The organism is Amycolatopsis sp. FBCC-B4732, from assembly GCF_023008405.1.
Taxonomy (GTDB): Bacteria; Actinomycetota; Actinomycetes; order Mycobacteriales; family Pseudonocardiaceae; genus Amycolatopsis; species Amycolatopsis pretoriensis_A.
In genome coordinates, this window is sequence record NZ_CP095376.1 from 8,734,672 (window position 1) to 8,760,631 (window position 25,960).

The window sequence follows — 25,960 nt, forward strand, 5'->3', positions numbered from 1 at the left end:
CCTTTCCCCGCTGGTGCGTCGATCACCAGGGTAGGGAGCTGGGGGTATGGAAACCAACCAGTCGAGCTGGCGAATCAACGCGTCCTGCCGGGACGCCGATCCGGACGGCCTGTTCGTCCGGGGTGCCGAGCAGAACCGGGCCAAGGCCGTGTGCCTGGGCTGCCCGGTCCGCACGGAATGCCTCGCCGAAGCACTCGACGGCCGCATCAACTTCGGGGTCTGGGGTGGCATGACCGAACGGGAACGGCGGGCGTTGCTGCGCCGCCGCCCCGACGTGGAGAGCTGGGCCGAACTGCTGGAAGCGGCCAAGCGCAACGCACTGGAGCGGGTCGAAGTCGGCTGAGCAGGCCGTCACTTTCGTAGGGAAAGTTCCGTCTCGACCGCTCGAGCGCGCAACTTTCCCTATGAAAGTGACGCGTCAGCCGGCGAGCTTCACGCCGATGTCGCGCAGCCCCTCCAGGTCGTGCACGTCGCCGGCCAGCGCGGGCACCCTCGCCAGCGCCACCTCCGGGTGCGCCCGGGTGAACCGCGCCAGCAGCCGCTCTTCGCGCGCGGCCAGCGCGACGCGGTCCGCGTGCAACCGCAGCACCGCCTCGGCCAGCGGCGCGTTCTGCAGGTTCTCGGCCGCCGCCAGTGCCTCCGCGGCCGAGAGCGACGCCAGTACCGGGTGCGTGCGGTTCGCGATCAGGCCGGCCAGCGGCATCGACTCCGAGGACAGCCGCTCGACGAAGTAGGACGCCTCGCGCAGCGCGTCCGGCTCCGGGGCGGCCACCACCAGGAACGACGTGCCCGACGAGCGCAGCAGCTCCGCCGTCTTGCGGGCGCGCTCGCGGAAGCCGCCGAACATGCTGTCGAACGCCTGCATGAACGCCGAAGCGTCGGTCAGCAGCTGGCCGCCGATGATCGTCGACACCGCTTTCGCGAACATCGAGAACCCGGCGTTGACGACCTTGCGCAGGCCCCAGCCGCCGGCCTTCGCCGGGCCGGTCAGCAGGCGGATCATCCGTCCGTCCAAAGCGGACGACAGCCGGGTCGGGGCGTCCAGGAAGTCCAGCGCGGAGCGGCTCGGCGGGGTGTCCACGATGATCAGGTCCCAGTCGCCGGTCGCCGCGAGCTGGCCCAGCTTCTCCATCGCCATGTACTCCTGCGTGCCGGAGAACGACGTGGAAATGGTCTGGTAGAAGGGGTTCTTCAGCAGCGCCTCGGCGCGTTCCGGCCCGGCGTGCACGCGCACCATGTCGTCGAACGTGCGGCGCATGTCGAGCATCATCGCCCACAGCTCGCCCTTGGGCTCGAACCCGTCGACCTGCACCTGCTTCGGGTGGTTGCCGAGTTCGCGCAAGCCCAGCGCCTGGGCCAGCCGCCGCGCGGGGTCGATGGTCAGCACGACCGTCTGGCGGCCGCGCTCGGCCGCGCGCAGCGCCAGCGCCGCGGCCGTCGTGGTCTTGCCGACACCGCCCGAGCCGCAGCAGACGATCACACGGCTTTCCTGGTCGTCCAGCAACGCGTCGATGTCGACGGTGGTCACAACCGCACCCCCTGCTCGGTCAGGGCCTCGGCCAGCTCGTAGAGGGCCGCGACGTCGATGCCGTCGGTCAGGTCCGGCAGTTCGAGGGTGGGCAGGTCGGCCTCGGCGAGCTGCTCCCGCGCCCGCTGCTCGGCGGCGACCCGCACGGCGTGCTCGACGGTCTCGTCGACCAGCGCTTCCAGCGTCTCCTGCGGCAGCTTCAGCCCGGCCGACGCGAGCCCGTCGCGGACGCGCGAGGCGTCGACGCGGCCGTCCGCGGCGGCGGTCACCGAACGGGCCGGCAACCGGGGCGGTCTGACCCGGTTGACCAGCACCGCGCCGGGGCGCAGGTCGGCGCCGTCCAGCTCGGCGACGGCCTCGACGGTCTCGCGGACCGGCATCTCCTCCAGCAGCGTGGCGAGGTGGATCACGGTCTCGCCGGAGTGCAGCAGCTTGACGACGCCGTCGGCCTGGCCGCGGATCGGGCCGGTCTTCGCGAGGTCGGTCAGTGCCTTGGTGACGTCGAGGAACTTGACGACCCGGCCGGTCGGCGGCGAGTCGACGACGACGGCGTCGTAGGTGTGCCGCCCGTCGGACTCGGTGCGCCCGACGCACTCCTTGACCTTCCCGGTGAGCAGGACGTCCCGCAGGCCCGGCGCGAGGGTGGTGGCGAACTCGATCGCGCCCATCCGCCGCAGCGTCCGGCCGGCGAAGCCCAGGTTGTAGAACATTTCGAAGTACTCGAGCAGCGCGGCTTCGACGTCGATGTGCAGCGCGCGCAGCTCGCCCCCACCGGGGACGGACGCGATGCGCTGCTCGGCGTAGGGCAGCGGCTCGGTGTCGAAGAGCTGGGCGATGCCCTGGCGGCCTTCGACTTCGATGAGCAGCACGCGCCGGCCTTCGCGGGCGAGCGCGAGCCCGAGCGCGGCGGCGAGCGTCGTCTTGCCGGTCCCGCCCTTGCCGGTGACGAAGTGCAGCCGGGCACGGGCAAGCTCGTCGGTCCAGCCGGCATGGGAAGTGGTCACTTCTTCACCCTAAATCAGCTCTCAGCTGGCCAGCAGCATGACGCTGACCGCAGCGGCGACCGCCGCGACCAGTGCCCAGGCCACGGCGCCGGGCAGCACCGTGAGGGTGAGCACGCCCACCACGAGCAGCAGGGTGAAGGTGATCACGCCGCCGATGGCCACCTGCCCCGAGCTCTGCGTCCGATCGCGCACCTTCGCCATCACGACGAGCACCAGGGGGAGTCCGGCCGCCGCGAGCAGCGCCGTCGCGATCACGCGCCAGGTATCCACGGGCCAACGCTAGCGGCGTGAGATGAACCACACTCCGGCGCGTCGCGAGCCGAAACACGGCGGTGGCCCCCGGCGCTCTTGCCCGCTTGGCTACGCTCCCGACCTATGAGCGCCACCAAGTGGGAGTACGCGACCGTCCCTCTGCTGATCCACGCGACGAAGCAGATCCTCGACCAGTGGGGCGAGGACGGCTGGGAACTGGTCACCGTGCTGCCGAACCCGACGGGCGAGCAGCACGTCGCGTACCTCAAGCGTCCGAAGGGCTGATCCGTGAGCTGGAGCGAACGGCTGAAGGAACTCGGCATCGAGCTGCCCGGCGTGGCCGCTCCGCTGGCCGCCTACGTGCCCGCCGTCCAGAGCGGGAAGCACGTCTACACCTCGGGTCAGCTGCCCTTCGTCGACGGCGTGCTCGCCGCGACCGGCAAGGTCGGTGCGGAGATCAGCCCGGAAGAGGCCAAGGGGCACGCCCGCACGTCGGTGCTCAACGCGCTCGCGGCCGTGCACGCACTGGTCGGCATTGACAACGTCGCGCGGATCGTCAAGGTTGTCGGCTTCGTGGCTTCCGCGGAGGGCTTCACCGGCCAGCCCGCGGTCGTCAACGGCGCGTCCGAGCTGCTCGGCGAGGTCTTCGGCGACGCGGGCATCCACGCCCGCTCGGCCGTCGGCGTCGCGGAACTGCCCATCGGCTCGCCGGTGGAGGTCGAACTGATCGTGGAGGTGCAGTGATGGATCCGGACATCGAGCAGTCCACGCACGAACTGCTGCTCCGGCTGGCCGGGCGGCTGCCCGACCAGCTGCTGTGGCGGTTCCGCGACTGGCTCGGCGAGGGCGCCATGGGCACGCTCGCCCGGACCCTGCCGAGGTCTTTGCTTAAGCACAGGATCGATCTCGACCAGACGGAGTACCGGCTGCTCGTGGCCGGTCTCATCCCGCACGGCGCGGACTGGCACCAGGTCAGTTCGACGCTGGGGGTAGACGACGTCACCGAGAACCGGTACACATTCACGTCGAGTGCGCCCGAATGGGTTAACTCGGTCGACTCCGTGTCCGTGTTGATCCACGCAACGTTGCGGGGACGCCCGGACGTGGGGGAAGTGCGGCAGAGCTGGCGACACGTCGGTGTGGTCGGGCAGGGAACCGCCAAGCGCGTCCTGCTGATCACCGCACAGGCGGGGTTGCCGAGGCTGACCGGCGAGCTGCAGCGGGTGCTGCGCGTTCTGGGCGACGAAGAGCCCAGCGTCGAAGTCATCCCGCCGCGCTTCGACCTGCCGGGTTACCACCGGGCCGCGCTGGCCGACTCAGAGCTGGTCTGCGTGGGCGCGGTGACGGGAAGCCGGCTAGTAGCCGCATAACGCTCGCCCGCCAGCGAGCTGGGAGGGAGCAAGGCAATGGTGGAGGTCCACGACGGCCCGCCCATGGACGGGTTCTCGGTGCCCCTGCGCCTGCACAACCTGTTACTGGCCCTGGCGGGCCGGATCGACGACAGCGCACTCACCGAAGCACGGGAGCTGATCGCCCGTGCCCACATCGACGAGGCGGTCGAGCTGACCACCGGCACGCTCATCGCGGGCCGGATCCCGGTCAGCTCCGCCGAACAGCGCGAGCTCGCGCTGGTGCTCGAGATGAGCCGTTCGGACGCGACGCTGGCCAACGATCTGCTGGTCGACGAGGCCGAGCCGGTCAACGCGCACCGGTTCACCGGCGAGAACTCCCCGGAGTTCGGCATCGCCGAGGCGCTCGACCGGACGCTGCAGGTGCTGCCGGACGTCCGGTCGGTGCACGCGGTGTGGCGCAACACGCCGGCCGGCAGCGTGCCGGGCGCGCTGCCGCAGCGCGTGGTGCTGGTCGAGCTGGGACCGGACGGCAACCCGCCCGCCGTCGCGTTCCGCGTCGACACGGCGCTGCGCCGGGCCGGGATCCACTCGGTCGTCGAGGTCAGCGGTCCGGGAGTGGCGCACTCCGAGTACCACCAGGCCGCTTCGGCGGCCGCGTCGCCGGCCTGGGTGACGGGGGGCACGACGTCGAGCACGTCGTCCTTTCGGCCGGAGCCGATCGTCAAGCCGCCGGCCCCGGTGAGCCCGGAGCCGGTCGCGGAGTCGGGCAGCAGGCACAGCATGCGTTCGAGCAGCACCACGACGGCGCCGGTCGAGCCGGTCGCCCCGGTGGTGCCGATCGTTTCGCCGCCGCCACCGGCCCCGGAACCGCCCCGCAAGATCCGGGCCGAACGGTCCGAGACCCGCGCGGAGCGCACCGCCGACCTGACGCCGGCCGAAGTCGCGCAGTTGCGGCAGGCGCTGGCCGAAGACCCGGAGAAGGGCCGCGAGATCGCCGCGGGCAAGCCGTCGATGCACGAAGTCGTCGAGCTGCCGGCGCTGGACCTCGACGACCCGAGCCTGAGCGAGCGCGACCGGGCGCTGCTGCGCGAGCTGCACGCCGAGCTGGCCGAGCGCGAGCGGGCCGAGGCGGCGAAGATGCGGCTCAACGGCGCTTCCCGCTCCGGCGGCGACCAGCGCGGCTGGACCGCCCCCTAGGCTTTGCAGCACAAAGCCGCACTTTCACGTGAAAGTGCGGCTTTTGCTGTGTCCGGGATGCCACAACTGGGCGACGGAACGTCGGGTGGCGGAGGTATGTTGCCCGGGTGGAGCAGCCAAAGGAGTTCGTCTTCGACATCCCGGTCGGCGCCGGGGTAGCCACCCGCGCCAACTCGGACGGCCCGCCGGCGACGCCGAAGGACGCGGCCACCGTGATCCTGGTCCGGGACGGCGCCGACGGCGTCGAGGTCTTCCTGCAGCACCGGGTCAAGGGCATGCCGTTCGCGGGCGGGATGACCGTGTTCCCGGGCGGCGGGGTGGACCAGCGCGACGCCGACGCGTCGGTGGCCTGGGCCGGCCCGGCCCCGTCGTGGTGGGCCTCGCGCTTCGGCTGTGACGAAGCCCTCGCGCGGGCGTTGACCTGCGCGGCGGTGCGCGAGACGTTCGAGGAGTCCGGGGTGCTGCTCGCGGGCAGCTCGGAGACCGTGCTCACCGACGTCGTGCCGTACGCCGCCGCGCGCCAGGCGCTGGAGACGCGGGAGGTGTCGCTGGCCGGGTTCCTCGCCGACGCGGGCCTGACACTGCGCGCGGACCTGCTGCGCCCCTGGGCGCACTGGATCACGCCGGAGCAGGAGCCGCGCCGCTACGACACTCGCTTCTACGTCGCGAAGCTGCCGGAGGGCCAGCAGGCCGACGGGGCGACGTCGGAGGCGTCGAGCTCCGGCTGGCAGCGTCCTGAGGAGGCGATCGCCGACGCGCGCGAAGGCCGCCGCATGCTGATGCCGCCGACGTGGCTGACGCTGAGCGAGCTCGCGCAGTTCGCGACCGCCGAAGACGTGCTGAACGCGCCTCGCGAGATCGTCCGGATCGCACCGACGCTCATCCGCGAGAACGACCACGTCCGCGTCGTGCTGGAGAAGCGATGAGCGCCCCCGCGTACGGCGTGCTGCGCCAGGTCACCGAGACGGCTTCGGTGCTGCTGGAGAACAACCCGTCGTCGATGACGCTCGAAGGCACCAACAGCTGGGTGCTGCGGGCGACGCCGGACACCCCGGCCGTCGTCGTCGACCCGGGGTACCGCGACCTTGAGCACCTCGAGCTGCTGGCCGGCGTCGGCGCGGTGGAGCTGGTGCTCCTCACGCACTTCCACCCCGACCACGCCGAGGGCGCGCCGTGGTTCGCCGAGCGTGTCGGGGCGCCGGTGCGGGCGTTCGACCCTGCGCTGTGCGTCGGCGCGTCGTCCTTTGTGGACGGCGAAGTGATCTCGGCCGGCGGCCTCGACCTGCGTGTCCTGCACACCCCCGGCCACACCGGCGACTCGGTGTCGCTGGTGCTCGACGGCCAGGTGCTGACCGGCGACACCATCCTCGGGCGCGGCACCACGGTGCTGCACGACCTCGGCGACTACCTGCGCTCGCTGCGGAAGCTCATCGAGCTGCCGGCGGGCACGACCGGGCTGCCCGGGCACGGCCCGGAGCTCCCCGATCTGCCGGCTACCGCGCGTGAGTACCTCGCGCACCGGGAACAGCGGCTCGACCAGGTGCGTTCGGCTCTTCGGACGCTGGGGGCGGACGCCACCCCGCGCCAGGTCGTCGAGGTCGTGTACGCCGACGTCGACCGGGCGCTGTGGGCGCCCGCCGAACTGAGCGTGCAGGCGCAGCTGGACTACTTGCGGTCGGAGGAACAGGGATGAGCAACGTCGAGGTCGAGTTCTACTGGCGCCCGGGGTGCGGGTTCTGCGCCGCGCTGGACCGGCCGATGTCGAAGAGCGGCTTCAACGTCCGGAAGATCAACATCTGGGAGGACCCGTCCGCGGCCGCGCGCGTGCGCGAAGTCGCGAACGGGAACGAGACGGTCCCGACCGTCATCGTCGGGTCGACCGCCATGGTCAACCCGTCCTTCGCCGAGGTCGAGGCCGCCGTCAAGGCAGCTTCGGCGGGCTGATCGTGCTGGGCCGCTTTCCGTGCAGGAAGGCGGCCCACACTTCGCGCACCCCGGGTTCCGTTTCGAGGCCCTCCGGGGCGCCGTCGAGCATCGGCGCGGCCCAGACGTCGTGGGTGCCGAAGAGGAACGGGATGTCGATGCAGTGGCAGGCACCGAACCGGTTGCCGGGCGCCTGCCAGTCGAAGCGGTAGGTGACGGCGTCGAGCTTCTCGATCAGCTTTCGCTGGTGAAGAAGCCGTTGGCGGTCTCGATCGCTTCTCGCGGCGCGTCGGGGACGAAGGCGCGCAGCTCTTCTCGCGTCCAGCTGATCAGCGCGGGCCCGCGTGGTGCGGCCTCGATGAGGTCGGCCGCGACGAGGTCGTCGTCGGCGACCAGCTGGAACGGCGGTTGGATCGAGCCCGGCTTCCCGGGCACCGCGAGCTGCGCGGCCAGCACCCGCTCGACCGGCGCGGTCCGGATGTCCTCGCCCGCCAACGCCTCGGCGAACCGCCCGGCGGCCACCGCGGCTTCGTCCGTTGTGGACGGTCGCATCCCAAGTGGCGCACTCTGCAACGCGATCCGCTTGATCAGGCCGTGCGCGCGCGGCGACGACCACAGCGCGAGCGTCGACTGCGCACCCGCGGACTGCCCGCCGAGGGTGATTTCGGCCGGGTTCCCGCCGAACGCGGCGGTGTTGTCCCGCACCCATTCGAGCGCGGCGAGCTGATCGGCGATCCCGAGGTTCGGCGGAATCCCTTCGGCGCTCAGGAAGCCGAGCACGCCCAGGCGGTAGTTGAGCGTGACGACGACGGCGTCGGCCTCGCGCGCCAAGCGCGTGCCGGTGTACCAGACCTGACCGCCCGAACCGCTGGAGAACCCACCGCCGTGGATCCACACCAGCACCGGCCGGCTCCCGGCGGTCGACGGCGTGAAGACGTTGAGGGACAAGCAGTCCTCGCTCTGCGGCAGGGGCATCGGCCCGAGTGCGTGCTCCAGTCGCGACGGCGGCTGCGGCGCCGCGGGACCGGGTTCGAGCGCGTCCCTCACCTCGGTCCACGGCTTCGGCGGTATGGGTGCTTCGAAGCGTTTCGCGGTGGCGTAGGGGATTCCCTTGAACACGCCCTGCGCGCCGCGCACCGGTCCGGTGGTGGTTTCGACGATCATCGTGCCTCCTCGAAGTACAGCGCGGCGCCACCCGCGTCCTCGGCGCGGACGAAGAACCCGCCGGCCCGGGTGGTGGTCGGGACGTGCTCCTCGACCAGCTTCCGCGCTTTCGCCAGGTCGGCAACCGCGACGCCGCGGGCGGCGAAGAACGGGAGTTCTTTCGGGAGTTCGCCGGGCAAAACGGCGTCGAGGTCGCTGACGCCGACGATGCCGGCCAGCGGCCGGCCTTGCGTGATCACGGCGTACCTCTTCTCGAAGGCGGCGACTTCGTCGTCGGGCACGACCAGCAAGATCCCGGCGACCCCGCGGGCGCCGTTGGGGTGGCCGAGGTAGCGCGGCTGGTGGACGTACTCCGGCGTCAGGTGCTCGGCGGTGTGCAGGATGCCTTCGGGTGTCCGGTCCCGGCTGACGTGGACGCTGCGGAAGCGCGCGGTGCGAGTGCCTTCGGGCAGTTCGACGTCCCGTTGCAGCTTCAGCACGCCCGAGTTCGAGAGCCCGGCTTCGCGCAGCCGGCGTTCGGCTTCCTCGGAGTCGTCGACGCCGAAGGAGCAGCCGTGCAGGCCGTCGCCCCGCGCGTCCAGGATGGGCAGGACCCGCCACGGATCGCCGGCGGTTTCGTCGACGATGCCGATCAGTTCGAGGAACGAGTCCCCGAAGTAGGCGCAGCGGTTCGCGGTGCAGCTCGGCACGAGTGCGTCGTCGCCGGGACGGGACGCGAAGTGCGGCGACGGCGGGCTCAGCGTGAAGCCGAGTTCTTCGTAGCGCCGCCAGGTTTCGGCGTACTTCCTGGTCAGGAAGACGGTGTGGTCGATGTTCATGCCGCCGAGCCTGGTCTCCCGCCGGCCTTTTCTCCTTGACCTCGACCGACGGTCGGCGCACGCGCTGCAGCTGGACGGCCGGGCGTCGTTCAGCGCGATCGCGTCGGTGCTGGGCGTCTCGGACCAGACGGTGGCCCGCCGCTACCGGAAGCTGCGCTCGTCCGGGGTGCGGCGCGTGGTCGGCGTCCCGGAGGCGGCCCCGCTCGGCCAGGTCCACTGGCTGATCCGCCTGGGCTGCGTCCCGGACGCGGCCGCCCCGATCGCCGCGGCACTGGCCCGCCGCGACGACACCCAGCGGGTGAGCCTGATGTCCGGCGGCACGGAGATCGTGTGCTTCATCCGCGCCCCGCTACGCGCGGCCTCCTGCTGGGTCAGCTGCCGAAGACACCCCGGGTGGTCTCGATGACGGCCTACCGCCTGCTGGGCCGTTTCGCCGGCGGCCCGGCGGGCTGGTCCGGCCGCTCGAGCGCGCTGTCCCCTTCGGAGGCGGCCGCGCTCCTTCCCTCTGCGACGCCGACGACCTACCGCCCAGAACCCGGCGACCCGGCCCTCCTGGCCGCGCTGGCCCACGACGACCGAGCCGACATGTCGACTTTGTCGGCGGCTTCGGGCCGCTCGGAGTCGACGGTCCGCCGTCGCCTCGAGGCCATGCGCACGTCGGGAGCGCTGTACTTCGACGTAGAGGTGGACGCAGCCCTGCTGGGCTACCCGCTGACGGCAATCCTCTGGCTGACGGTGGCTCCGTCAGCCCTGGAGTCGGTCGGCCAGGCGCTGGCCTCCCACCCCCAGGTCGCCTTCGCGGCGGCCACAACGGGCCCGTCGAACCTGGTGGCGAACGTCGGCTGCCGCGACGACGCGGCCCTGTATTCGTCCTTGGCCGACGACTTGGGCGGGTTGCCAGGCGTACGCCAGGTGGAGACGGCCCCGATGATCAGAACGCTGAAGCGCTTCGGCACGGTGCCGCCGGTGTAGCTCCGACAGTCCGAGCCGCTCGGGTCGCTGACGTCAACGGCTGAGCATCGGCATCAGGTAGTACGTCAGTTCCACCTCCCCGGGTTCTGCCGCCCGCAGGACGCACGCCCGCATCCCCGGCTGGATGGACAGCTCCACCCGCTCCCCGTCGAACGCCTGCAGTGCGTCGAGCAGGTAGCGCGCCTGGAACGCCGGTGACGTCCGGCCGCCGGTGACGTCCGCCTTCAGGGTTTCCTCCGCCTCGCCCGTGTCCTGGCGGGCGCTCGCCAGGCGGACTTGGGCGTCGCCCACCTGCAGCGTGAGGACCCGCCGATCCTCCGCGTACACCCCCACGCGGCGGACGGCCGCCGCGAGCGCGTCCGCCGCCAATGTCACCGTCGTGTCCACCGCGCCCGACTGGATCGAGTCCTCGGACAGGAAACCCGCGTCCAGGACCGCCGTGCCGACCAGGCCGCCCGGCCAGCTGACCCCGAACCGGCCCGGGCCGACGTGCAGGCCGACGCGGCCGCGGGCCTGACGGGCCGCTTCCGACAGCAGGGCCGCCGGGACCAGGACGTCCAGCGCACCCGGCGACAGCAGAGGCAGGCGCGCCACCGCCATCCGGTAGCGGTCCGACGCCGTCAGCGTCAGCCGGTCGCCCGCCGACTGGAGGCGGACGCCCGTGAACAGCGGGAGCGGGTCGTCCTTCGCCGCCGTTCCCGCGACGACCCGCAACGCCGAGGCGAACGCCGCACCGTCCACTTCGGACACCTGGGCGGGCGGGCCGGCGGCCGCCTCGGTGTCCGGGAGGAGCGGGAGCGCGAAGCGGGCGTTGTCCAGCCGCAGGGCCAGGCGGCTGCCTTCGACGACCAAGCGCACCAGCTCGGCGTCGAGCACCTTGAGCGTCTCCACCAGCGGCGCCGCCGGGACGACGACCGAGCCGTCGGTGTGCGTGGTCGCCGGGCAGTCGAACCGGACGGTGAGATCCGGGTCGCTGCCGGCGACCGTCAGCCCCGCCGAACCGGCGCGCAGCCGCAGCCCGGCGCGCGCGGGCAGCAGCCGCGACGCGGCGGAGACAGCCGCCGAGAGGCGGTGGGCAGGAGCGGTGACGTCCATGCCCGCCAAGCTAGCGGCGACCACCGACAAAAACCGCAAACCCGCAGCTCAGGGGTCGTGAGTGAGAAACTGGGTAGAACACGGTTCCCACTCACGACCAGCCGCGGCAGACCTACTGACCGGCGCCGACCAGCGTGGGCGAGGTGACGTCCGCCGGCGGCGAAGCCGGTCGCATCGTCCCGCGCAGCAGCCAGACCCCCACCGCGAGCACCAGCCCGGCCACGCTCGCCGCCAGGAACGCGGCGCCCGGGCCCGCGTGCTCGACCAGGTAGCCGCTCACCGACTGGCCGCCCGCCAACCCGAGCGTCACCGCCGTCAGCACCCAGCCGAACGCTTCGGCCGCGGTCCCGGCCGGGGCGACCAGCTCGATCGCCGCCGAGTGCGCCGTCGACTGCGGCGTGATCAACGCACCCGCGAGCAGCATCATCAGCGCCAGGCCCCACAGCGACGACGGCCACGCGAGCAGCGCCACCAGCGCGCCGAACCCGCCGAGCAGCGCCGGCAGCCGCAGGCCCAGCTGGCGCGGCCACGGCCGCAGGCTGTACGCGACGCCGAACGCGACCGAGCTCAGCGACCAAGCCGACAGCAGCAACCCCCCGAACGAGGGAGAACCGGCCTCGGTGGCCGACGCCGGCACGGCGACCTCGACGAACCCGATCACCACGCCGAAGCCGAGCGCGGCGAGCGCCAGCGTCCGCATGCCCGGGCTCGAGAGCGCGCCCAGCAGGGAGCCGGACGGACCCGGAGCCGGACCCCAGTCCCGGACCGCCGGGCTCAGCGCGAACAGCAGCGCGCCGGTGAACTGCAGCGCGACGCCCAGCACCAGCCCGGTCCCCGCCCACGGCGCCAGCACCAGCAGCCCGGCGACACCCGGGCCGAGGATGAAGAAGACCTCCATGCTGATCGCCTCGTAGGAGAACGCGGCGTTGCGCGCGCCACCCGGCGGGAGCAGCCGCGTCCACAGCGCCCGCGACGCCGACCCGACCATCGGTTCCGACAGCCCGGTGACCGCGCCCAGCGCGACGAGCACGACCGTCGCCGCGTGCGATTCGATCGCCGTCACGAGCGCCGCCATCGAGAGCGCCGACAGCAGCGCGACGACGAGCAGCGGCCGCGTGGGCCCGAACCGGTCGATCAGCCTGCCCTGCACCACGGCGCCGATCGACACCCCGACGAGTGAACCGGCCGAGACGAGCCCGGCGGCGGCGAACGAGCCGGTCTCGCGCTGGACGTAGAGCAGGGCCGAGATGCCGATCATGGCGATCGGCAGGCGGGCGAGCACGGACGCGACGGCGGGCCGCCGGGCCGCGCGGGTCGTCAGCGCGGTGCGGTAGTCGGCGAGGGACGTGCGGCTTTCGTGGTTCGAGGCAGACTGGGACACGCGTGACAGTATGCCGCAGAGTGGTACGTTAGTACCAGTTATTTGGCGGTCAGGTGCGTCACCGGCGACTGCAAGTGGATCATGACTGGTCTCGATCCGGTAACAGTCACGATATTCTCCGTGAACTCGTGCAACGAAACGGCCCGGGTGGCGTCCTTGAGAGTGAATGGCCTTGAATTCGTGGGTATGGGCCGTGATGGTTGAACAACAGCACAGAACCCAGCTCCCTCCGGCATATGGGTCGGGGCCTGGCCCGGAGGGCGGGGAGCGCGGATCGTCGGGGGATGGTCCGCGCGACAACGAAGAGCCGGTGCGCCACGTCGGGGGTGGCGCCCGGCTCTTTGTTTTGGGCCAGCACTGTGTTTCGGGTGCGAAGAAGGCCCCTCACCGAGGTGAGGGGCCTTCGCCGTGAAAAGACTCAGCGAGCGCGGCGGGCCAGACGCTCCGGGTCCAGGATCAGCACGCTCTTGCCTTCGAGCCGCAGCCAGCCGCGGTGGGCGAAGTCGGCGAGGGCCTTGTTGACGGTCTCGCGCGAGGCACCGACGTACTGGGCGATCTCTTCCTGCGTCAGGTCGTGCGTGACCCGCAGCAGGCCCGCCTCCTGGCTGCCGAACCGCTGCGCGAGCTGCAGCAGCGCGCGCGCCACGCGGCCCGGGACGTCGGTGAAGATCAGTTCCGCGACCATGTTGTTCGTCCGGCGCAGGCGGCGCGCGACCACGCGCAGCAGCTGCTCGGCGATCTCCGGGCGGGTCGAGATCCACTGGCGCAGGGCCGGGCGGTCCATGGTGACCGCGCGGACCTCGGTGACCGTGGTCGCGCTCGACGTCCGGGGGCCGGGGTCGAAGATGGACAGCTCGCCGAACATGTCGGACGGGCCGAAGATGCCCAGCAGGTTCTCGCGGCCGTCCGGCGACTTGCGGCCGATCTTCACCTTGCCGGACTGGATGATGTACAGCTTGTCGCCGGGTTCACCCTCGTTGAAGATGACATGGCCGCGGGGGAACTCCACGGATTCCAAGGTCTGGGCCAGCGCCTCCGCCGCTGCCGGCTCCACACCCTGGAAAATGCCCGCACGGGCCAGGGTTTCGTCCACCTCGGGTGCCTCCTCGTCGAGAAACGTTCACGCCCCTCCCTTGGCTGGAGGAGCGTGACGCCGATCACTTGCGCGTCAGTCTAGGGCGTACTCCCGAGATCGCCCGTCGGACGCGCGGCCCGCCGAAACGATCTCGTTCGAACGTGGAGCCTAACTCCGCACGCGACGCGCGCGTAGCCTGGCTGCCCGTCCGCCCAGCCTACGGAGCCGGAACAGCTCGAGGGCCCGGCCGATGCCGTGCCCGTAGAGCGCCCTGACCTCGTTGGGCTGCGCCTGCTCGAGGAACTCTTCGACCTCGTTCTCCTGCACCGCGACGTGCTTGAGCCTGCTTTCGACGCGCTCCATGAAGAGCGCGAAGAACATGATCACGAGGGGGACCAGGATGACGAACCAGACAGTCATGACCGGACCCCGAAACACTCAGTGAAAAGCATCTACTCCAGATCCTCGCTCATGGCGGCCGGAAAACTGCGCCGAGGTGGTGCTCTGGCGTGTCGGTGTCCACCGGTGCACTGACCGGCCCGTCCGACGGCGCCCGTAGGCTATCGGGGTGCCTCCTGCCACCACGAACGCCCCCCGTGAGGGCGCTGGTGAAAGCCGATTGGCTCTGGTGAGACGCGCCAGGCGGATGAAGCGTTGCTTGGACGACGTGTATCCCGGCGCCCACTGTGAGCTCGACTTCACCACGCCACTGGAACTGCTGGTCGCGGTCGTGCTGTCCGCGCAGACCACCGACGTCCGGGTGAACCTGGTCACGCCGGCGCTGTTCGAGCGCTACCGGACCGCCGCCGACTACGCGGGCGCCGACCGCACCGAACTGGAGGAGTACCTCCGGAGCACCGGCTTCTACCGGGCCAAGGCGAACTCCGTGATGGGGCTCGGCGCGGCGCTGGTCGAACGCTTCGACGGCGAGGTGCCCGCCAAGCTCGACGACCTCGTCACCCTGCCCGGCGTCGGCCGCAAGACCGCCAACGTCGTGCTCGGGAACGCCTTCGACGTCCCCGGCATCACCGTCGACACGCACTTCGGCCGGCTGGTCCGGCGCTGGGGCTGGACGGCCGAAGAAGACCCGGTCAAGGTCGAGCACGCGGTCGGCGAGCTGATCCCCCGCAAGGAGTGGACGATGCTCTCCCACCGGGTGATCTTCCACGGCCGCCGCGTCTGCCACGCCAAGAAGCCCGCGTGCGGCGCCTGCCCGCTGGCCAGGGATTGCCCGTCGTACGGCACCGGCCCGACCGGGTTCGAGGAAGCCGCGAAACTGGTCAAGGGCGTCGAAAAAGACCACATCCTGGCCCTGGCGGCGCCCCGGTGACGAGAGTCACCAAGTGGGCGCTGGCCGCCGCGGTGCTGGCCGTGGCGCTGATCGTCGCGCTGCTGCCGCGCGGGGGTGACGACCGTGCCGCGAAGCCGTCCGAGGACCTCGCGCCCGACCGGTCCGCGGCGGCGCTCCAGCCGTGTCCCGCGCCGGGCTCCGCGCCGCCGGTGAAGCAGCTCGAAGGCGTCAAGGCGGACTGCCTCGGCGACGGCGCGAGCGTCGATGTCGGCCAGGCCCTCGCCGGCGCTCCGGTGCTGGTCAACGTGTGGGCGTCGTGGTGCCAGCCGTGCCGGACCGAGCTGCCCGTGCTCCAGGAGTACGCGAAGCAGCCGGGCGCCGTGCGCGTCCTCGGCGTCCAGGTGCAGAGCCCGGCGAAGGACGGCTTGAACCTCCTGGCCCGCCTGGGCGTGCACCTTCCGTCGGTGTTCGACGGGGACGGCGGCAGCGGCCCGGTCCGCGCCGCGCTCAAGGTGCCCTCGGCGCTCCCGGCGTCCTACCTGGTCACCGCCGGTGGCGAGGTCCGGTTCATCGCGAATCCCCGCACCTTCGGGAACACTGACCAGGTGCGCGCGGCAGTCGAGGGGGCATCGTGATCGGACCACTGGTCGAGCCGGAGTCGGTGCCCGAGTGGCTGCGGCCGCTGGTCAAGGTCAGCGGCGACGTCGACGCGAAGACGTTCACCCGGTTCAGCCCGCCCGAAGCCGCGTACACGCGCGCTGCGGCGGTCCTCGTCCTCTTCGGCGAGCGCGAAGCCGACGGCGAACCCGACGTCCTGCTCCAGCGCCGCGCCGACACGCTCGGCTCGCACGCGGGGCAGGTCTCGTTCCCCGGCGGCGGCGCCGAGGAAGGCGACGGCGGCCCGATCGGCACGGCGCTGCGCGAGGCCGAAGAGGAGACCGGGGTCGTCCCGGCCGGCGTCCGGCCGGTCGCGGTGCTGCCGGAGCTGTTCGTTCCGGTCTCCAGCTTCGCGGTGACGCCGGTGCTGGCGCACTGGGCGGAGCCGTCGCCGGTGCACGCGGTGGACCCGGCCGAGACGGCGTCCGTGGCCCGCGTCGCCATCGCCGACCTGGTCGACCCCGCGAACCGGTTCACGGTCAAGAAGGCCGGCGCGCCCTGGAAGGGGCCCGCCTTCGAGGTCAGCGGCCTGTTCGTGTGGGGGTTCACCGCCGGGTTGCTGTCGGTCCTCCTGAGCCTGGGAGGCTGGGAGCGCGAATGGGACCCGGGCGACGTCCGGGACCTCGACGAAGCGCTGGCCGCCTACCGCGCGCGGGTACTGAACGGGGAGTGACGTCGTGAACTGGGTCGATGTGCTGGTGCTGCTGCTCGCGTTGCTGGCGGCGGTGTCCGGCGCGTACCAGGGCGTGCTCATCGCGCTGCCGTCGCTGGTCGGCGTCGTGCTCGGTGCGGTCGTCGGCATCAAGCTGGCGCCGGTGGTGGTCTCGTTCTTCGACGACCCGGTGTGGAAGGTCGCCTTCGCGGTCGCGACCGTCGTCTTCCTCGTCGCCTTCGGCGAGGCGATCGGCGTCTACGTCGGCCGCAAGCTCCGGCAGAAGATCCGGCCGGACAAGCTCTCCGGCGTCGACAAGACGCTCGGCGCGATCGTGCAGGCACTGGTCGTCTTCGTGGTGGCGTGGCTGATCGCGACGCCGCTGACGACCGTGTCCGGCCTGCCGGGGCTGGCCAAGGCCATCAACGGCTCGGTCGTGCTCGGCAAGGTCAACGACACCATGCCGGCCGCCGCCCAGGGCTTCCCGAGCCAGCTGCGCAAGCTGCTCGACGCGTCCGGCTTCCCGTCCATCATGGATCCGTTCGAGAAGGCGCCGACGGCGGACACCTCGCCGCCGGACCCCGCGCTGCAGAGCAGCGCCACCGTCCAGCAGCTGCACGGCAGCGTGGTCAAGATCCGCGGCAGCGCCAGCTCGTGCTCGCGGTCGCTCGAAGGCAGCGGGTTCGTGATCGCGCCGCAGCGGGTGATGACGAACGCCCACGTCGTGGCCGGCACCGACACCGTCGGCATCGAGACGACCCAGGGCGACTACCCGGCGCGCGTCGTCTACTTCGACCCCGAGGTCGACATCGCGGTGCTGGCCGTGCCGCGGCTGCGCGCCGAGCCGCTGCAGTTCGCCGCGGAGACGGCGCGGGCGAGTGACAGCGCGATCGTGCTCGGCTACCCGCTCGACGGCCCGTACCGGGCGACGCCCGCCCGCGTGCGCGGCCGGATCAACCTGCGCGGCCCGGACATCTACGAGGCCAACACCGTCCAGCGGGACGTTTTCACGGTCCGCGCGGAGATCCGCAGCGGCAACTCGGGCGGCCCGATGGTGACGCCGGACGGCAAGGTCATCGGCGTCGTCTTCGGCGCGGCGGTGGAGGCCCCGGAAACGGGCTTCACGCTGACCGCCGAGCAGGTCCGCGCCGAGGTCGACGCGGCACCGTCGCAGACGTCGAACGTCTCGACCGGGTCCTGCGCCGCCTAACGGCCGTACCGCAGGGCGAGGCCGTCCAGGAGCGCCCGCATGCCCGACTCGAAGATGTCGTCGAGCACGAGGTCGTACCCGGTCTCGCCGAGCTCGCGGAGCATCTTCGTGAACACCGGACGGCCGCTGGTCATGGTCCCCATCAGCGGCGCCTGGCGGTCCATCCACTGCTCCTCGGACAGCCCGGACGCGGCCAGCGCGTGCTGCTCGCGTTCGAGGTGGATCGCGAGGCCCTGGACGTGGGTGAAGAACAGCACGTGCAGGTCGCAGAGCGTCGCCGCGTCGACGCCGAGCTCGGCCAGCGCCGCCAGCGCCCATTCGCCGTGCATGCCGAGGTTGCGCAGCGGCAGCGGCCGGGTGAGCGGGGCCAGCTGGGCCAGCCACGGGTGCCGTCGGTAGAGCGACCAGAGCGTGCGGCCGCTCAACGTCAGGCGCTCCCGCCAATCGCCCACCGGGTCGGCGGGGTAGCCGCGTTCGCCGTAGGCGGCGTCGGCCATCAGCAGCACCAGCTCCTCCTTGCCGGTGACGTACCGGTAGGGCGCCATGGCCGCGACGCCGAGGCGGGCCGCGATCCCGCGCATCGAGAGCGCGGCCAGGCCTTCCGCGTCGGCGACGGCGATGGCGGTCCGCACGATCCGGTCCCGGGTCAGGGGCCGGTGGCCACCGGACCGGCGTTCCCGGCCCGCGACGACCGTGCCGGACCGCGGCTCCGCGCGCACCAGCCCTTCCTGACCCAGCAGGGCCAGCGCCTTGGCCGCGGTCGCCATCGCGACGCCGTGCTCGGTCGCGAGCCGCCGCGTCGAAGGCACCCGCGCGCCCGGCGGAAGCTCGCCGCGGGTGATCCGGCCGCGCAGTTCCTCGGCGATGGCCACGTACTTCACCGCTGCCTCCTGACCTAGTACAGCGGGCTGTCTGTGCTAGCACAGATTTGGCCGTACACCTGCGTGAACCCCACTGTGGGACGCACAAGTGTACGACCCTGGAGGGAACATGCGGAACGTCCTGATCTCCGGCGCCGGCGTCGCCGGCGGCACCCTGGCCTGGTTCCTGGCCCGCGACGGCTGGGCGGTGACCGTCCTCGAGCGCGCACCCGGCCCGCGCACCGGCGGCCAGGCGATCGACGTGCGCGGTGTCGCGCTCGACGTCGTCGACGAGATGGGCCTCGGCGACCGGATGCGCGCGCTGCGCACCCGGATGCGGGGGATGACCGTGGTGGACGGCGAGGGCCGGGAGCTGTTCCGGTCCGAGGAGTTCACCTACAGCAGCGGACGGCTCGACAACGCCGACTTCGAGGTGCTGCGCGACGACGTCGTCGCGATCCTGCAGGAGGCGGCCGACGTCGAGTACGTCTTCGGCGACTCGATCACGGCGCTGACCGAGGAGGCGCACGGCGTGCGCGTCGAGTTCGAACACGGCGGCTTCCGGACGTTCGACCTCGTCGTCGGCGCCGACGGCCTGCACTCGGCCGTGCGGCGGCTCGCCTTCGGGCCGGAGGAGCGGTTCGCCCGTCACCTCGGGCAGTACCTGGCGATCTTCCCGGCGCCCAACTTCCTCGGGCTCGAGGACTGGCAGGTCTGGTTCCGCCACGAGCACACCGGCGGCGTCGCGTACCCCGTGCGGGACAACACCGAGCTGCGCGTGACGCTCGGGTTCGGCTCGGAGCCGCTGCCCCGGCTGACCGTCCCGGAGCAGAAGCGGCTGATCGCCGAACGGCTCGGCGGCGTCGGCTGGGAGGTGCCGAAGCTGCTGGAAGCCATGGCCGGCGCCGACGTCTTCTACTTCGACGCGATGGCCCAGATCCACCTCGACCGCTGGTCGGCCGGGCGCGTGGTGCTCGTCGGGGACGCCGGCTACTGCGCGTCGGCGCTGTCCGGGCAGGGGACGAGCCTTGCGCTCGTCGGCGCCTACGTCCTCGCGCAGGAACTGGGCCGGGCCGGCCACGAGGAGGCGTTCGCGGCCTACGAGCGGCGGATGCGGCCGTTCGTCGCGCTCAACCAGGCGCTGGCGACGGAGAACCCGGAGGGCGGTCCTTCGGAGGAGTCGGTCGACCGGGCGAAGAACGCGATCAGTCTCGTTTGAGGAAGTCCACGAGCGCCGCCGACGTGCGGTCCGGGACTTCGAGGTGGGGGAAGTGCCCGACGCCCGGCCAGAGCTCCGGCTCGGCGTGCGGGCCCGCCCAGCGCACCGACGACGTCGCCGTCTCGGGCAGGATGCAGGTGTCGTCGGCGCCGTGCAGCTGCAACGTCGGCGCCGCGATCCGGGCGCCGACGGCGTCGGTGAACCGGCGGCCTTCGCCGCGGAACTGCGCCCGGAACGCCCACCGGTAGTACTCGAGCGCGCTGTGCGCGACGCCGGGCACGAGCATCGCCCGCCGGAACGCGCCCACGCTGTCGGCGAAGTCCGAAGTGGACCGCCAGTCCTGGCCGGCCCAGCCGCCGAAGAGGTCTTCGACGGCTTGGGCGTCGTCCTTCACGAGCCACTTCTCCGGCGCCACGGGAACCTGGAAGCGGAAGAGGTGCCCGGCCGCGCGTCCTTGGCCGCGCCACGGGCGGACCGACGAGCGCAACGCGAGCGGGTGGGCGGCGCCGATCGCCGTCACCGAGGACACCAGCCGCGGGTGGAGCGCCGCGACCGTCCAGGCGAGCAGGCCGCCCCACGCGTGCCCGACGAGGTGCGCGCGGCGCGCCCCGAGCGACTTGATCAGCCCGCCGACGTCGCCGGCAAGCGTCCAGGCGTCGTAGCCGCGGGGTGGCTTGTCCGAGTCGCCGTAACCGCGGAGGTCGACGGCGACCGCCCGGAACCCGGCGTCGGCGAGCGCCCGCAGCTGGTGGTGCCAGGTCCACCAGAACTCGGCGAACCCGTGGAGCAGCACGACGACGGGCCCGTCGCCGAGCTCGGCGACGTGCAGCCGGATGCCGTTCGCGGAGACGTCGCGGTGGGCCCACGGGCCGTCGAGCCGGACACTCGACGGGTCGGGGGAAGCAGGCAACGCCTCAGTCGCGGGTGGTCGTCAAGTCGTCTTCGGGCGCGCGCTGCGGCTTGAGCGCGGCGGCGGTCTCCTTGACGCTGGCGATGGTCCGCTCGGGAGCCTTGAACTTCTTCACCTTGCGGTAACCGAGGAAGCCGGCTCCGGCCGCGACCAGCACCATCAGGAAGAACACGATGCCGAACGCGATCCAGCGGTAGCGCACCCATTCGGCCAGGCCTTCGGCGGCGAAGAAGAACAGGAAGAACGTGCTGTACAGGAAGACCGTCAGCGCGATCAGGAAGTAGACGGCCCCCTTGAGGCCCTTCTTCACCTCGCCGACCAGTTCGGACTTCGCGAGCTCCATCTCGGCCCTGACCAGGGTCGAGATGTGCTGGGTCGCGTCGCCGACCAGCCGGCCGAGCGACTGGTCGCCGGGGACGTCGTTCGCGGAGGACAGCGGGAGGTAAGGCACGGCCCCCACGCCGTCGGGGCCGGTGCGTTCGTGCTTGGGGCTGCTCACCGGGTCATCGTGCCATGTGTCCGGAAACCGGGCGCGGCGGCGTCACACCGTGTCGGGTTTTGGGGGTCCAGGGGGCTCGTCCCCGGCCGGGGACCGGGGCTCGGCCCCGGAAGATTCGGTGTCGGAGATTCGGGCGTGCACTTTGCTACGGCGGAGTAGCAGGGCCGCTGCCAGCAGGGACGCCACGGCGGACGCGATCAACACCGCGGCCTTCGCCAGCTCGCTCGTCTCCTCGGGCAACGCCAGCTCCGCGATCAGCAGGCTGACCGTGAACCCGACCCCGCCGAGCACGGACAACGCGGCGAGGTCGCGCCAGCTCATCCCGCGCGGTTTCTCCGCCGCGCCCAGCTTCACGGCGAGCAAGCTGGCGCCCAGGATGCCGACGAACTTGCCGACGACCAGGCCGACGAGGACGGCGAGCGGCAACGCCGTCGTGAACACCGCGCCCAGCGAGTCGCCGTTGACCGAGATGCCGGCCGCGAACAACGCGAACACCGGCACGGCCACCGCCGCCGACCACGGCTGGAGCCGGTGCTCGAGCCGCAGTGCCGGCGCCTCGGCCTCGCCTTCGTCGGCGCGGACGCGGGTGAGCAGGCCGAGCGCGACGCCGGCGATCGTCGCGTGGATGCCCGCCGAGTGCACCGCGACCCAGGTGAGCAGCGCCAGCGGCACGTAGATCCACGGCGTCCGGACCCGCTTGTGCTGCAGGAACGCGTAGAGCGCGAGCGCCACGACGGCGACAGCCATGGCGACCAGGTCGAAGCCGGTCGTGAACAGCAGGGCGATGACGAGGATCGCGCCGAGGTCGTCCACCACGGCCAGCGACAGCAGGAAGACCCGCGCGCTCGAGGGCAGGTTCGACGCGGTCAGGGCGAGCACGCCGAGCGCGAACGCGATGTCCGTGGCCACCGGGATGGCCCAGGCGCGTTCGATGCCCGGCGTCCCCCAGCCGACGGCCAGCGCGACGAGCGCGGGCACGACCATGCCACCGATCGCGGCCACGACCGGCAGGATCGCCTGCTTGAACCGGGACAGCTCGCCGATGACGAGCTCGCGCTTGAGCTCCAGCCCGGCGACGAAGAAGAACAGGGCGAGGAAGCCGTCCTTGGCCCAGTCCCCGAGCGTCAGGTTCAGGTGCAGGAACTCCGGGCCGACCCGGAACTCGCGCAGGGCGTGGTAGCTGTCCCGCAGCGGCGAGTTGGCCCAGAGCAGGGCGACCGCGGTCGCGCCGAGCAGGATCAGGCCGCCGGTCGTCTCGGTGCGCAGGTAGCGGGCGAAGTCACTGAGCGGGCGGGTCATCGGGGCGGCTCCTGGGGTCGCTGATCACTGTTGCCGACCAGACTTCCCGGCGCACCTTGACGGTATTTTAATTCTTTTTGTCACGGATCGTTATGGCCACCGCCACACGGGGTGGCGGTGGTGGGTCACACGGTGTCCTCATAGCATGCCAAGCGACAACGAAGTCCGAGACAAAGGAAGACAGAGTTGTGAGCACCTCCACCGAGGTCCAGCAGGACACGAGGTTCTTCGGGCACCCACGAGGGCTGGCGAACCTCTTCGGCGTCGAGATGTGGGAGCGCTTCTCCTTCTACGGGATGCTCGGCATCCTCCCCATCTACCTCTACTACCAGGCCGACCAGGGCGGTCTCGGCCTGGCGCAGGAGTCCGCGCTCGGCATCGTCGGCGCGTACGGCGGCCTGGTCTACCTGTCGGCGGTCGTCGGCGCGTGGGTGGCCGACCGGCTGCTCGGCTCCGAACGGACGTTGTTCTACAGCGCCGTCCTGATCATGGTCGGCCACATCAGCCTGGCGCTGCTGCCGGGGCTGACCGGGATCGGCGTCGGCCTGGTGTGCGTCGCGATCGGCAGTGGCGGGCTGAAGTCCAACGCGACGGCGATCGTCGGCACGCTCTACGCCGAAGGCGACGAGCGGCGCGACGCCGGCTTCACGATCTTCTACATGGGCGTCAACCTCGGCGCCTTCGTCGGCCCGCTGCTGACCGGGCTCGCGCAGACCGCGGTCGGCTTCCACCTCGGCTTCGGCCTGGCCGCGATCGGCATGGCGCTGGGCCTGATCCAGTACACGCTCGGCCGCAAGAACCTCGGCGACAAGGCCAAGGAGGTGCCGAACCCGCTGCCGTCGTCGCAGCGCCTGCTGGCGATCGCGGCCGCGGTGCTGCTGGTCGCCGCCATCGTCGTGCTGGTGACGACCGGCGTGGTCAACCCGGGCAACCTCGCCGACGTCGTCGTGTGGGTGGTCGCCGTGATCTCGGTGATCTACTTCCTCGTCATCCTGACCAGCCGCAAGATCAGCGGCGTCGAGCGCAGCCGGGTGTTCTCGTTCATCCCGATGTTCATCGCCAGCGCCGCGTTCTTCTCGCTGTACCAGCAGCAGTTCACGGTCGTCGCGGCCTACACCGACCAGCGGCTGAACCGGAGCCTGTTCGGCTGGGAGATGCCGGTGTCCTGGGTCAACTCGATCAACCCGGTGTTCATCATCGTGTTCGCGCCGATCCTCGCGGCGCTGTGGACGAAGCTCGGCGACCGGCAGCCGTCGACGCCGATGAAGTTCGTGATCGGCACGGTGCTGATGGGGTGCGCGTTCCTGCTGTTCCTGCCGATGGTGGGCAGCGGCAAGAACGCCAGCCCGCTGCTGGCTATGGTCGGCATCCTGTTCGTCTTCACGATCGCCGAGCTGTGCCTGTCACCGGTCGGGCTGTCGCTGTCGACGAAGCTGGCGCCGGAAGCGTTCCGGACGCAGATGGTCGCGCTGAACTTCCTGTCGATCTCCCTGGGCACGGCGATGTCCGGCAAGCTCGCCGAGTACTACACGGTCGACGACGAAGCGCCGTACTTCAGCACGGTCGGCGGCGTCGCGATCGGGGTCGGCGTGCTGCTGTTCCTGGCCATCCCCTTCATCCGCAAGCTGATGAAGGGCGTCCACTAGCTAGCCGACGGTGACCCCGAAGAGCACCCCGACGAAGTAGGTGACGACCATGGTGAGGGCGCCGACCCCGACGTTGCGCAGGATCGCGCGCCCCACCTTGGCGTCCCCGAGCCGCGCGCTGAGCCAGCCGGTCAGCGTGAGGCCGACGACGACCGCGGCCGCGCACGCCCACACCCGCAGCGAGACGCCGGCCCAGGCGATGGAGAGGATCGGCAGCAGCGCGCCGACCGAGAACGCGATGAGCGAGGCCCACGCGGCCTGCCACGGACTGGTCAGGTTGTCGGGGTCGATGCCGAGCTCGGCCTCCGCGTGCGCCTGCAGCGCGTCCTTTTCGGTCAGCTCCCGCGCGACGCGGCTCGCGAGCTCCGGCGAAAGCCCCTTGTTCTCGTAGATCCCGGCGAGCTCGCGCTCCTCGGCCTCCGGCATCGTCTTGAGCTCTTGCTTTTCGAGCCGGAGCAAGGCCTGTTCGGTGTCGCGCTGGGTGCTCACGGAGACGTATTCCCCGCCGGCCATGGAAAAGGCCCCGGCGACGAGCCCGGCGATTCCGGCGGTGAGGATCGCCGTGCTTTCCGTGGTCGCTCCCGCGACCCCGACGACGATCCCGGCGACGGACACGATCCCGTCGTTCGCCCCGAGAACCCCGGCCCGCAGCCAGTTCAGCTTCCCGCCCACGCCCTGGTGCGGTTCGTGGGCGTGCCCCACGGCGTCGCCGTCGATCGTTTCGGTCACCGGACAAGTGAAACACGAACGGGGAATCGTGGCGAGACTTGTTCTTTTTGTCAGGTACGCCTAATTAACGCGTGCCTTGCCTAAGTCGGTCCTGTGTGGACTCTCAGCGATCCTGGGCCATCATGGTCGGATGGACGAGCAGGTTTGGCAGCCGCTGCGTACGGTGGAGGGCCTCCCGATCACCGGCGGCGAAGGCCGGTTCCGGCTGCTGGAGACGGCACCGGGCGGCCTGGCGTACTTGATCCACTACCCGGCGGGCGTGGCCTCACCCCCGCACACGCACGACCACGACTCGATCGTGTACGTCCTGTCGGGCCGCCTGCGCGGCGAGGTGGACGGCGTGGAGGCAGAGCTGGAACCAGGCGATTCGGCGGTGCACCCCCGCGGGGTCGTCCACCAGGTGGAAGCGCTGACGGATTCGATGTGGGTGGAGTTCAAGTCCCCGCTGCCGGAGCGGCCGCCGATCGCCTGACCCGGGCACGACCGGGACCACCCTCCTCGGCCTGGTCAAGCACCTGTGAGCACGAAAAACGCGAGGAGATCACCGGCCGCTACCGGCGCGCCCGGGCGCACTCCGACGCGACCATCACCGCGCTCGCCATCGACTCGCCCGGCCACGTGCCGTGGTGGCCGCGGCCGGATAGCGGAAACGCCCGGCCCCGCGCGAAGCGGACCCGGGCGTCTCCTGGAAAAAAGCTCAGGCGTCCAGCTCGGCGAGGGCCTGCTTGGCCTTCTCGAGCTCGGCCTCCAGCGCCGCGACCTTCGCCGCCTGCGCCTCGCGGGCCTGGTTGATCACCTCGTCGATCGGGCCGGACAGTTCGCTGTGCAGCTCCTTCGCCGCACGCGAGACCGCCGCCGCCGGGATCTCGAGGCCCTTCGCGACCCACTTGGAGCCGTTCTTCAGCTCGGCCTGCCACTCGCCGTCGGCGGTGCCGGTGACCGTCAGGATCAGTTCGACCGTGCGGGTCTTCTTCGCCGTCGACGCCGTCGCCGCGCCCTTGGGGCGGCCGCGCTTGGGCTTGGGGGCCTCTTCCTCGGCCGGCTCGGGCGAGCCTTCCGAAGCGGAGGGGGACGCGGACTCGGTGACGGTCGCCTCGTCGGTGGCAACGGCCGGCGCCTCGGTGGTGGCCGAAGCCGTTTCCTCGTCGTGCGTCAGGACATCCACGGTCATCGTCGTGTCGTCTCCTTGCCCGGGAAGTGGGTGTGGTTCGCGGCACAGTGTAGAAC

32 protein-coding genes are annotated in these 25,960 nt (G+C 71.5%); 17 read left to right on the plus strand and 15 right to left on the minus strand.

All coding sequences use genetic code 11. The features are described from left to right. Nucleotides 1-46: 46 nt before the first annotated feature. Complete coding sequence (locus MUY14_RS39470) at nucleotides 47-343, plus strand: WhiB family transcriptional regulator (RefSeq protein WP_247017272.1); 297 nt, start codon at nucleotides 47-49, stop codon at nucleotides 341-343. Between the two features lie 75 nt (nucleotides 344-418). On the opposite strand, the gene MUY14_RS39475 is transcribed toward MUY14_RS39470, so the two are convergent. Genes MUY14_RS39475 through MUY14_RS39485 form a run of 3 tightly spaced genes read right to left on the minus strand, consistent with a single transcriptional unit; the run spans nucleotide 419 to nucleotide 2,802 of the window. Next, nucleotides 419-1,528 carry an ArsA family ATPase gene (locus MUY14_RS39475; protein ID WP_247017274.1) on the minus strand — a complete coding sequence of 370 codons (1,110 nt, stop codon included), beginning with the start codon at nucleotides 1,526-1,528 and terminating at the stop codon, nucleotides 419-421. Further along, nucleotides 1,525-2,532, minus strand: coding sequence for an ArsA-related P-loop ATPase (locus MUY14_RS39480; RefSeq protein WP_247017276.1), 1,008 nt, complete (start codon nucleotides 2,530-2,532; stop codon nucleotides 1,525-1,527). The genes MUY14_RS39475 and MUY14_RS39480 overlap by 4 nt, the downstream gene beginning before the upstream one ends. A gap of 21 nt (nucleotides 2,533-2,553) precedes the next feature. Beyond that, nucleotides 2,554-2,802 (minus strand): hypothetical protein, encoded by a 249-nt coding sequence (locus tag MUY14_RS39485; RefSeq protein ID WP_247017278.1) that lies wholly within the window; start codon nucleotides 2,800-2,802, stop codon nucleotides 2,554-2,556. Between the two features lie 105 nt (nucleotides 2,803-2,907). On the opposite strand from MUY14_RS39485, the gene MUY14_RS39490 reads away from it, so the two are divergent. The 7 genes from MUY14_RS39490 (at nucleotide 2,908) to MUY14_RS39520 (ending at nucleotide 7,277) form a co-directional block, all read left to right on the plus strand. Beyond that, on the plus strand, nucleotides 2,908-3,069 hold the full coding sequence (locus tag MUY14_RS39490; protein ID WP_086679227.1) for a DUF4177 domain-containing protein: 162 nt from the start codon (nucleotides 2,908-2,910) through the stop codon (nucleotides 3,067-3,069). A gap of 3 nt (nucleotides 3,070-3,072) precedes the next feature. Further along, entirely contained in the window at nucleotides 3,073-3,528 is a 456-nt protein-coding gene (locus MUY14_RS39495) for a RidA family protein (RefSeq protein WP_247017280.1), read from the plus strand. Then, the gene (locus MUY14_RS39500) at nucleotides 3,528-4,154 is read left to right on the plus strand and encodes a hypothetical protein (RefSeq protein ID WP_247017282.1); all 627 of its coding nucleotides are present in this window, start codon (nucleotides 3,528-3,530) and stop codon (nucleotides 4,152-4,154) included. Before MUY14_RS39495 ends, MUY14_RS39500 begins: the two co-directional genes overlap by 1 nt. A 36-nt stretch (nucleotides 4,155-4,190) precedes the next feature. Beyond that, the gene (locus tag MUY14_RS39505) at nucleotides 4,191-5,333 is read left to right on the plus strand and encodes a hypothetical protein (RefSeq protein WP_247017284.1); all 1,143 of its coding nucleotides are present in this window, start codon (nucleotides 4,191-4,193) and stop codon (nucleotides 5,331-5,333) included. A gap of 107 nt (nucleotides 5,334-5,440) precedes the next feature. Then, the gene (locus MUY14_RS39510) at nucleotides 5,441-6,259 is read left to right on the plus strand and encodes an NUDIX domain-containing protein (RefSeq protein WP_247017286.1); all 819 of its coding nucleotides are present in this window, start codon (nucleotides 5,441-5,443) and stop codon (nucleotides 6,257-6,259) included. Continuing rightward, nucleotides 6,256-7,026, plus strand: coding sequence for an MBL fold metallo-hydrolase (locus MUY14_RS39515; protein ID WP_247017288.1), 771 nt, complete (start codon nucleotides 6,256-6,258; stop codon nucleotides 7,024-7,026). Before MUY14_RS39510 ends, MUY14_RS39515 begins: the two co-directional genes overlap by 4 nt. After that, a complete protein-coding gene (locus tag MUY14_RS39520) occupies nucleotides 7,023-7,277 on the plus strand; it encodes a glutaredoxin domain-containing protein (RefSeq protein WP_247017290.1) in 255 nt (84 codons plus the stop codon). The genes MUY14_RS39515 and MUY14_RS39520 overlap by 4 nt, the downstream gene beginning before the upstream one ends. 213 nt (nucleotides 7,278-7,490) lie before the next feature. On the opposite strand, the gene MUY14_RS39525 is transcribed toward MUY14_RS39520, so the two are convergent. After that, nucleotides 7,491-8,420, minus strand: coding sequence for a carboxylesterase family protein (locus tag MUY14_RS39525; RefSeq protein WP_247017292.1), 930 nt, complete (start codon nucleotides 8,418-8,420; stop codon nucleotides 7,491-7,493). Next, nucleotides 8,417-9,238 (minus strand): VOC family protein, encoded by an 822-nt coding sequence (locus MUY14_RS39530; RefSeq protein WP_247017294.1) that lies wholly within the window; start codon nucleotides 9,236-9,238, stop codon nucleotides 8,417-8,419. Before MUY14_RS39530 ends, MUY14_RS39525 begins: the two co-directional genes overlap by 4 nt. Here MUY14_RS39530 and MUY14_RS39535 point away from each other — a divergent pair. Both MUY14_RS39535 and MUY14_RS39540 read left to right on the plus strand, forming a co-directional pair. Beyond that, nucleotides 9,231-9,644 carry an Lrp/AsnC family transcriptional regulator gene (locus tag MUY14_RS39535; protein ID WP_247017296.1) on the plus strand — a complete coding sequence of 138 codons (414 nt, stop codon included), beginning with the start codon at nucleotides 9,231-9,233 and terminating at the stop codon, nucleotides 9,642-9,644. The two genes, MUY14_RS39530 and MUY14_RS39535, sit on opposite strands and share 8 nt — an antisense overlap. After that, nucleotides 9,641-10,210, plus strand: coding sequence for an Lrp/AsnC family transcriptional regulator (locus tag MUY14_RS39540; RefSeq protein WP_247017298.1), 570 nt, complete (start codon nucleotides 9,641-9,643; stop codon nucleotides 10,208-10,210). Before MUY14_RS39535 ends, MUY14_RS39540 begins: the two co-directional genes overlap by 4 nt. Before the next feature lie 33 nt (nucleotides 10,211-10,243). On the opposite strand, the gene MUY14_RS39545 is transcribed toward MUY14_RS39540, so the two are convergent. The 4 genes from MUY14_RS39545 to MUY14_RS39560 form a co-directional block, all read right to left on the minus strand. Next, nucleotides 10,244-11,305 carry a DNA polymerase III subunit beta gene (locus tag MUY14_RS39545; RefSeq protein ID WP_247017300.1) on the minus strand — a complete coding sequence of 354 codons (1,062 nt, stop codon included), beginning with the start codon at nucleotides 11,303-11,305 and terminating at the stop codon, nucleotides 10,244-10,246. A 112-nt stretch (nucleotides 11,306-11,417) separates the two neighbouring features. Continuing rightward, a complete protein-coding gene (locus MUY14_RS39550; protein WP_247017302.1) occupies nucleotides 11,418-12,686 on the minus strand; it encodes an MFS transporter in 1,269 nt (422 codons plus the stop codon). Nucleotides 12,687-13,104: 418 nt separating this feature from the next. Then, entirely contained in the window at nucleotides 13,105-13,779 is a 675-nt protein-coding gene (locus tag MUY14_RS39555) for a Crp/Fnr family transcriptional regulator (protein WP_003081747.1), read from the minus strand. Nucleotides 13,780-13,929: 150 nt separating this feature from the next. Beyond that, a complete protein-coding gene (locus tag MUY14_RS39560; RefSeq protein ID WP_013230551.1) occupies nucleotides 13,930-14,181 on the minus strand; it encodes a hypothetical protein in 252 nt (83 codons plus the stop codon). A gap of 226 nt (nucleotides 14,182-14,407) precedes the next feature. Here MUY14_RS39560 and nth point away from each other — a divergent pair, with 226 nt between their 5' ends. Genes nth through MUY14_RS39580 form a run of 4 tightly spaced genes read left to right on the plus strand, consistent with a single transcriptional unit; the run spans nucleotide 14,408 to nucleotide 17,571 of the window. Next, entirely contained in the window at nucleotides 14,408-15,091 is a 684-nt protein-coding gene (gene nth / locus MUY14_RS39565) for an endonuclease III (RefSeq protein ID WP_247017304.1), read from the plus strand. Continuing rightward, complete coding sequence (locus MUY14_RS39570) at nucleotides 15,088-15,687, plus strand: TlpA disulfide reductase family protein (RefSeq protein ID WP_247017306.1); 600 nt, start codon at nucleotides 15,088-15,090, stop codon at nucleotides 15,685-15,687. The genes nth and MUY14_RS39570 overlap by 4 nt, the downstream gene beginning before the upstream one ends. Beyond that, on the plus strand, nucleotides 15,684-16,382 hold the full coding sequence (locus MUY14_RS39575; RefSeq protein ID WP_247017308.1) for a CoA pyrophosphatase: 699 nt from the start codon (nucleotides 15,684-15,686) through the stop codon (nucleotides 16,380-16,382). Before MUY14_RS39570 ends, MUY14_RS39575 begins: the two co-directional genes overlap by 4 nt. A gap of 4 nt (nucleotides 16,383-16,386) precedes the next feature. Next, nucleotides 16,387-17,571 carry a MarP family serine protease gene (locus MUY14_RS39580; protein ID WP_247017310.1) on the plus strand — a complete coding sequence of 395 codons (1,185 nt, stop codon included), beginning with the start codon at nucleotides 16,387-16,389 and terminating at the stop codon, nucleotides 17,569-17,571. Here the strand turns inward: MUY14_RS39580 and MUY14_RS39585 are convergent. Then, nucleotides 17,568-18,452 (minus strand): TetR/AcrR family transcriptional regulator, encoded by an 885-nt coding sequence (locus MUY14_RS39585; protein WP_247017311.1) that lies wholly within the window; start codon nucleotides 18,450-18,452, stop codon nucleotides 17,568-17,570. The genes MUY14_RS39580 and MUY14_RS39585 overlap by 4 nt on opposite strands. A 109-nt stretch (nucleotides 18,453-18,561) precedes the next feature. Between MUY14_RS39585 and MUY14_RS39590 the strand changes: the two genes are divergently transcribed. Beyond that, nucleotides 18,562-19,650: an FAD-dependent monooxygenase gene (locus MUY14_RS39590; RefSeq protein WP_247017313.1), complete on the plus strand. Its 1,089-nt coding sequence runs from the start codon at nucleotides 18,562-18,564 to the stop codon at nucleotides 19,648-19,650. On the opposite strand, the gene MUY14_RS39595 is transcribed toward MUY14_RS39590, so the two are convergent. Genes MUY14_RS39595 through nhaA form a run of 3 tightly spaced genes read right to left on the minus strand, consistent with a single transcriptional unit; the run spans nucleotide 19,637 to nucleotide 22,358 of the window. Next, nucleotides 19,637-20,560 (minus strand): alpha/beta fold hydrolase, encoded by a 924-nt coding sequence (locus MUY14_RS39595; protein ID WP_247017315.1) that lies wholly within the window; start codon nucleotides 20,558-20,560, stop codon nucleotides 19,637-19,639. The genes MUY14_RS39590 and MUY14_RS39595 overlap by 14 nt on opposite strands. 4 nt (nucleotides 20,561-20,564) lie before the next feature. Beyond that, nucleotides 20,565-21,059, minus strand: coding sequence for a phage holin family protein (locus MUY14_RS39600; protein WP_247017317.1), 495 nt, complete (start codon nucleotides 21,057-21,059; stop codon nucleotides 20,565-20,567). A gap of 42 nt (nucleotides 21,060-21,101) precedes the next feature. Continuing rightward, nucleotides 21,102-22,358: a Na+/H+ antiporter NhaA gene (nhaA, locus tag MUY14_RS39605; RefSeq protein ID WP_247017319.1), complete on the minus strand. Its 1,257-nt coding sequence runs from the start codon at nucleotides 22,356-22,358 to the stop codon at nucleotides 21,102-21,104. Nucleotides 22,359-22,546: 188 nt separating this feature from the next. Here nhaA and MUY14_RS39610 point away from each other — a divergent pair, with 188 nt between their 5' ends. Then, complete coding sequence (locus MUY14_RS39610) at nucleotides 22,547-24,004, plus strand: peptide MFS transporter (protein ID WP_247017321.1); 1,458 nt, start codon at nucleotides 22,547-22,549, stop codon at nucleotides 24,002-24,004. On the opposite strand, the gene MUY14_RS39615 is transcribed toward MUY14_RS39610, so the two are convergent. Further along, the gene (locus tag MUY14_RS39615; RefSeq protein WP_247017323.1) at nucleotides 24,005-24,733 is read right to left on the minus strand and encodes a VIT family protein; all 729 of its coding nucleotides are present in this window, start codon (nucleotides 24,731-24,733) and stop codon (nucleotides 24,005-24,007) included. 130 nt (nucleotides 24,734-24,863) lie between these two features. Here MUY14_RS39615 and MUY14_RS39620 point away from each other — a divergent pair, with 130 nt between their 5' ends. Beyond that, complete coding sequence (locus MUY14_RS39620) at nucleotides 24,864-25,205, plus strand: cupin domain-containing protein (RefSeq protein ID WP_247017325.1); 342 nt, start codon at nucleotides 24,864-24,866, stop codon at nucleotides 25,203-25,205. A gap of 225 nt (nucleotides 25,206-25,430) precedes the next feature. On the opposite strand, the gene MUY14_RS39625 is transcribed toward MUY14_RS39620, so the two are convergent. Beyond that, nucleotides 25,431-25,904 (minus strand): DUF6319 family protein, encoded by a 474-nt coding sequence (locus MUY14_RS39625; RefSeq protein ID WP_247017327.1) that lies wholly within the window; start codon nucleotides 25,902-25,904, stop codon nucleotides 25,431-25,433. Nucleotides 25,905-25,960 lie beyond the last annotated feature (56 nt).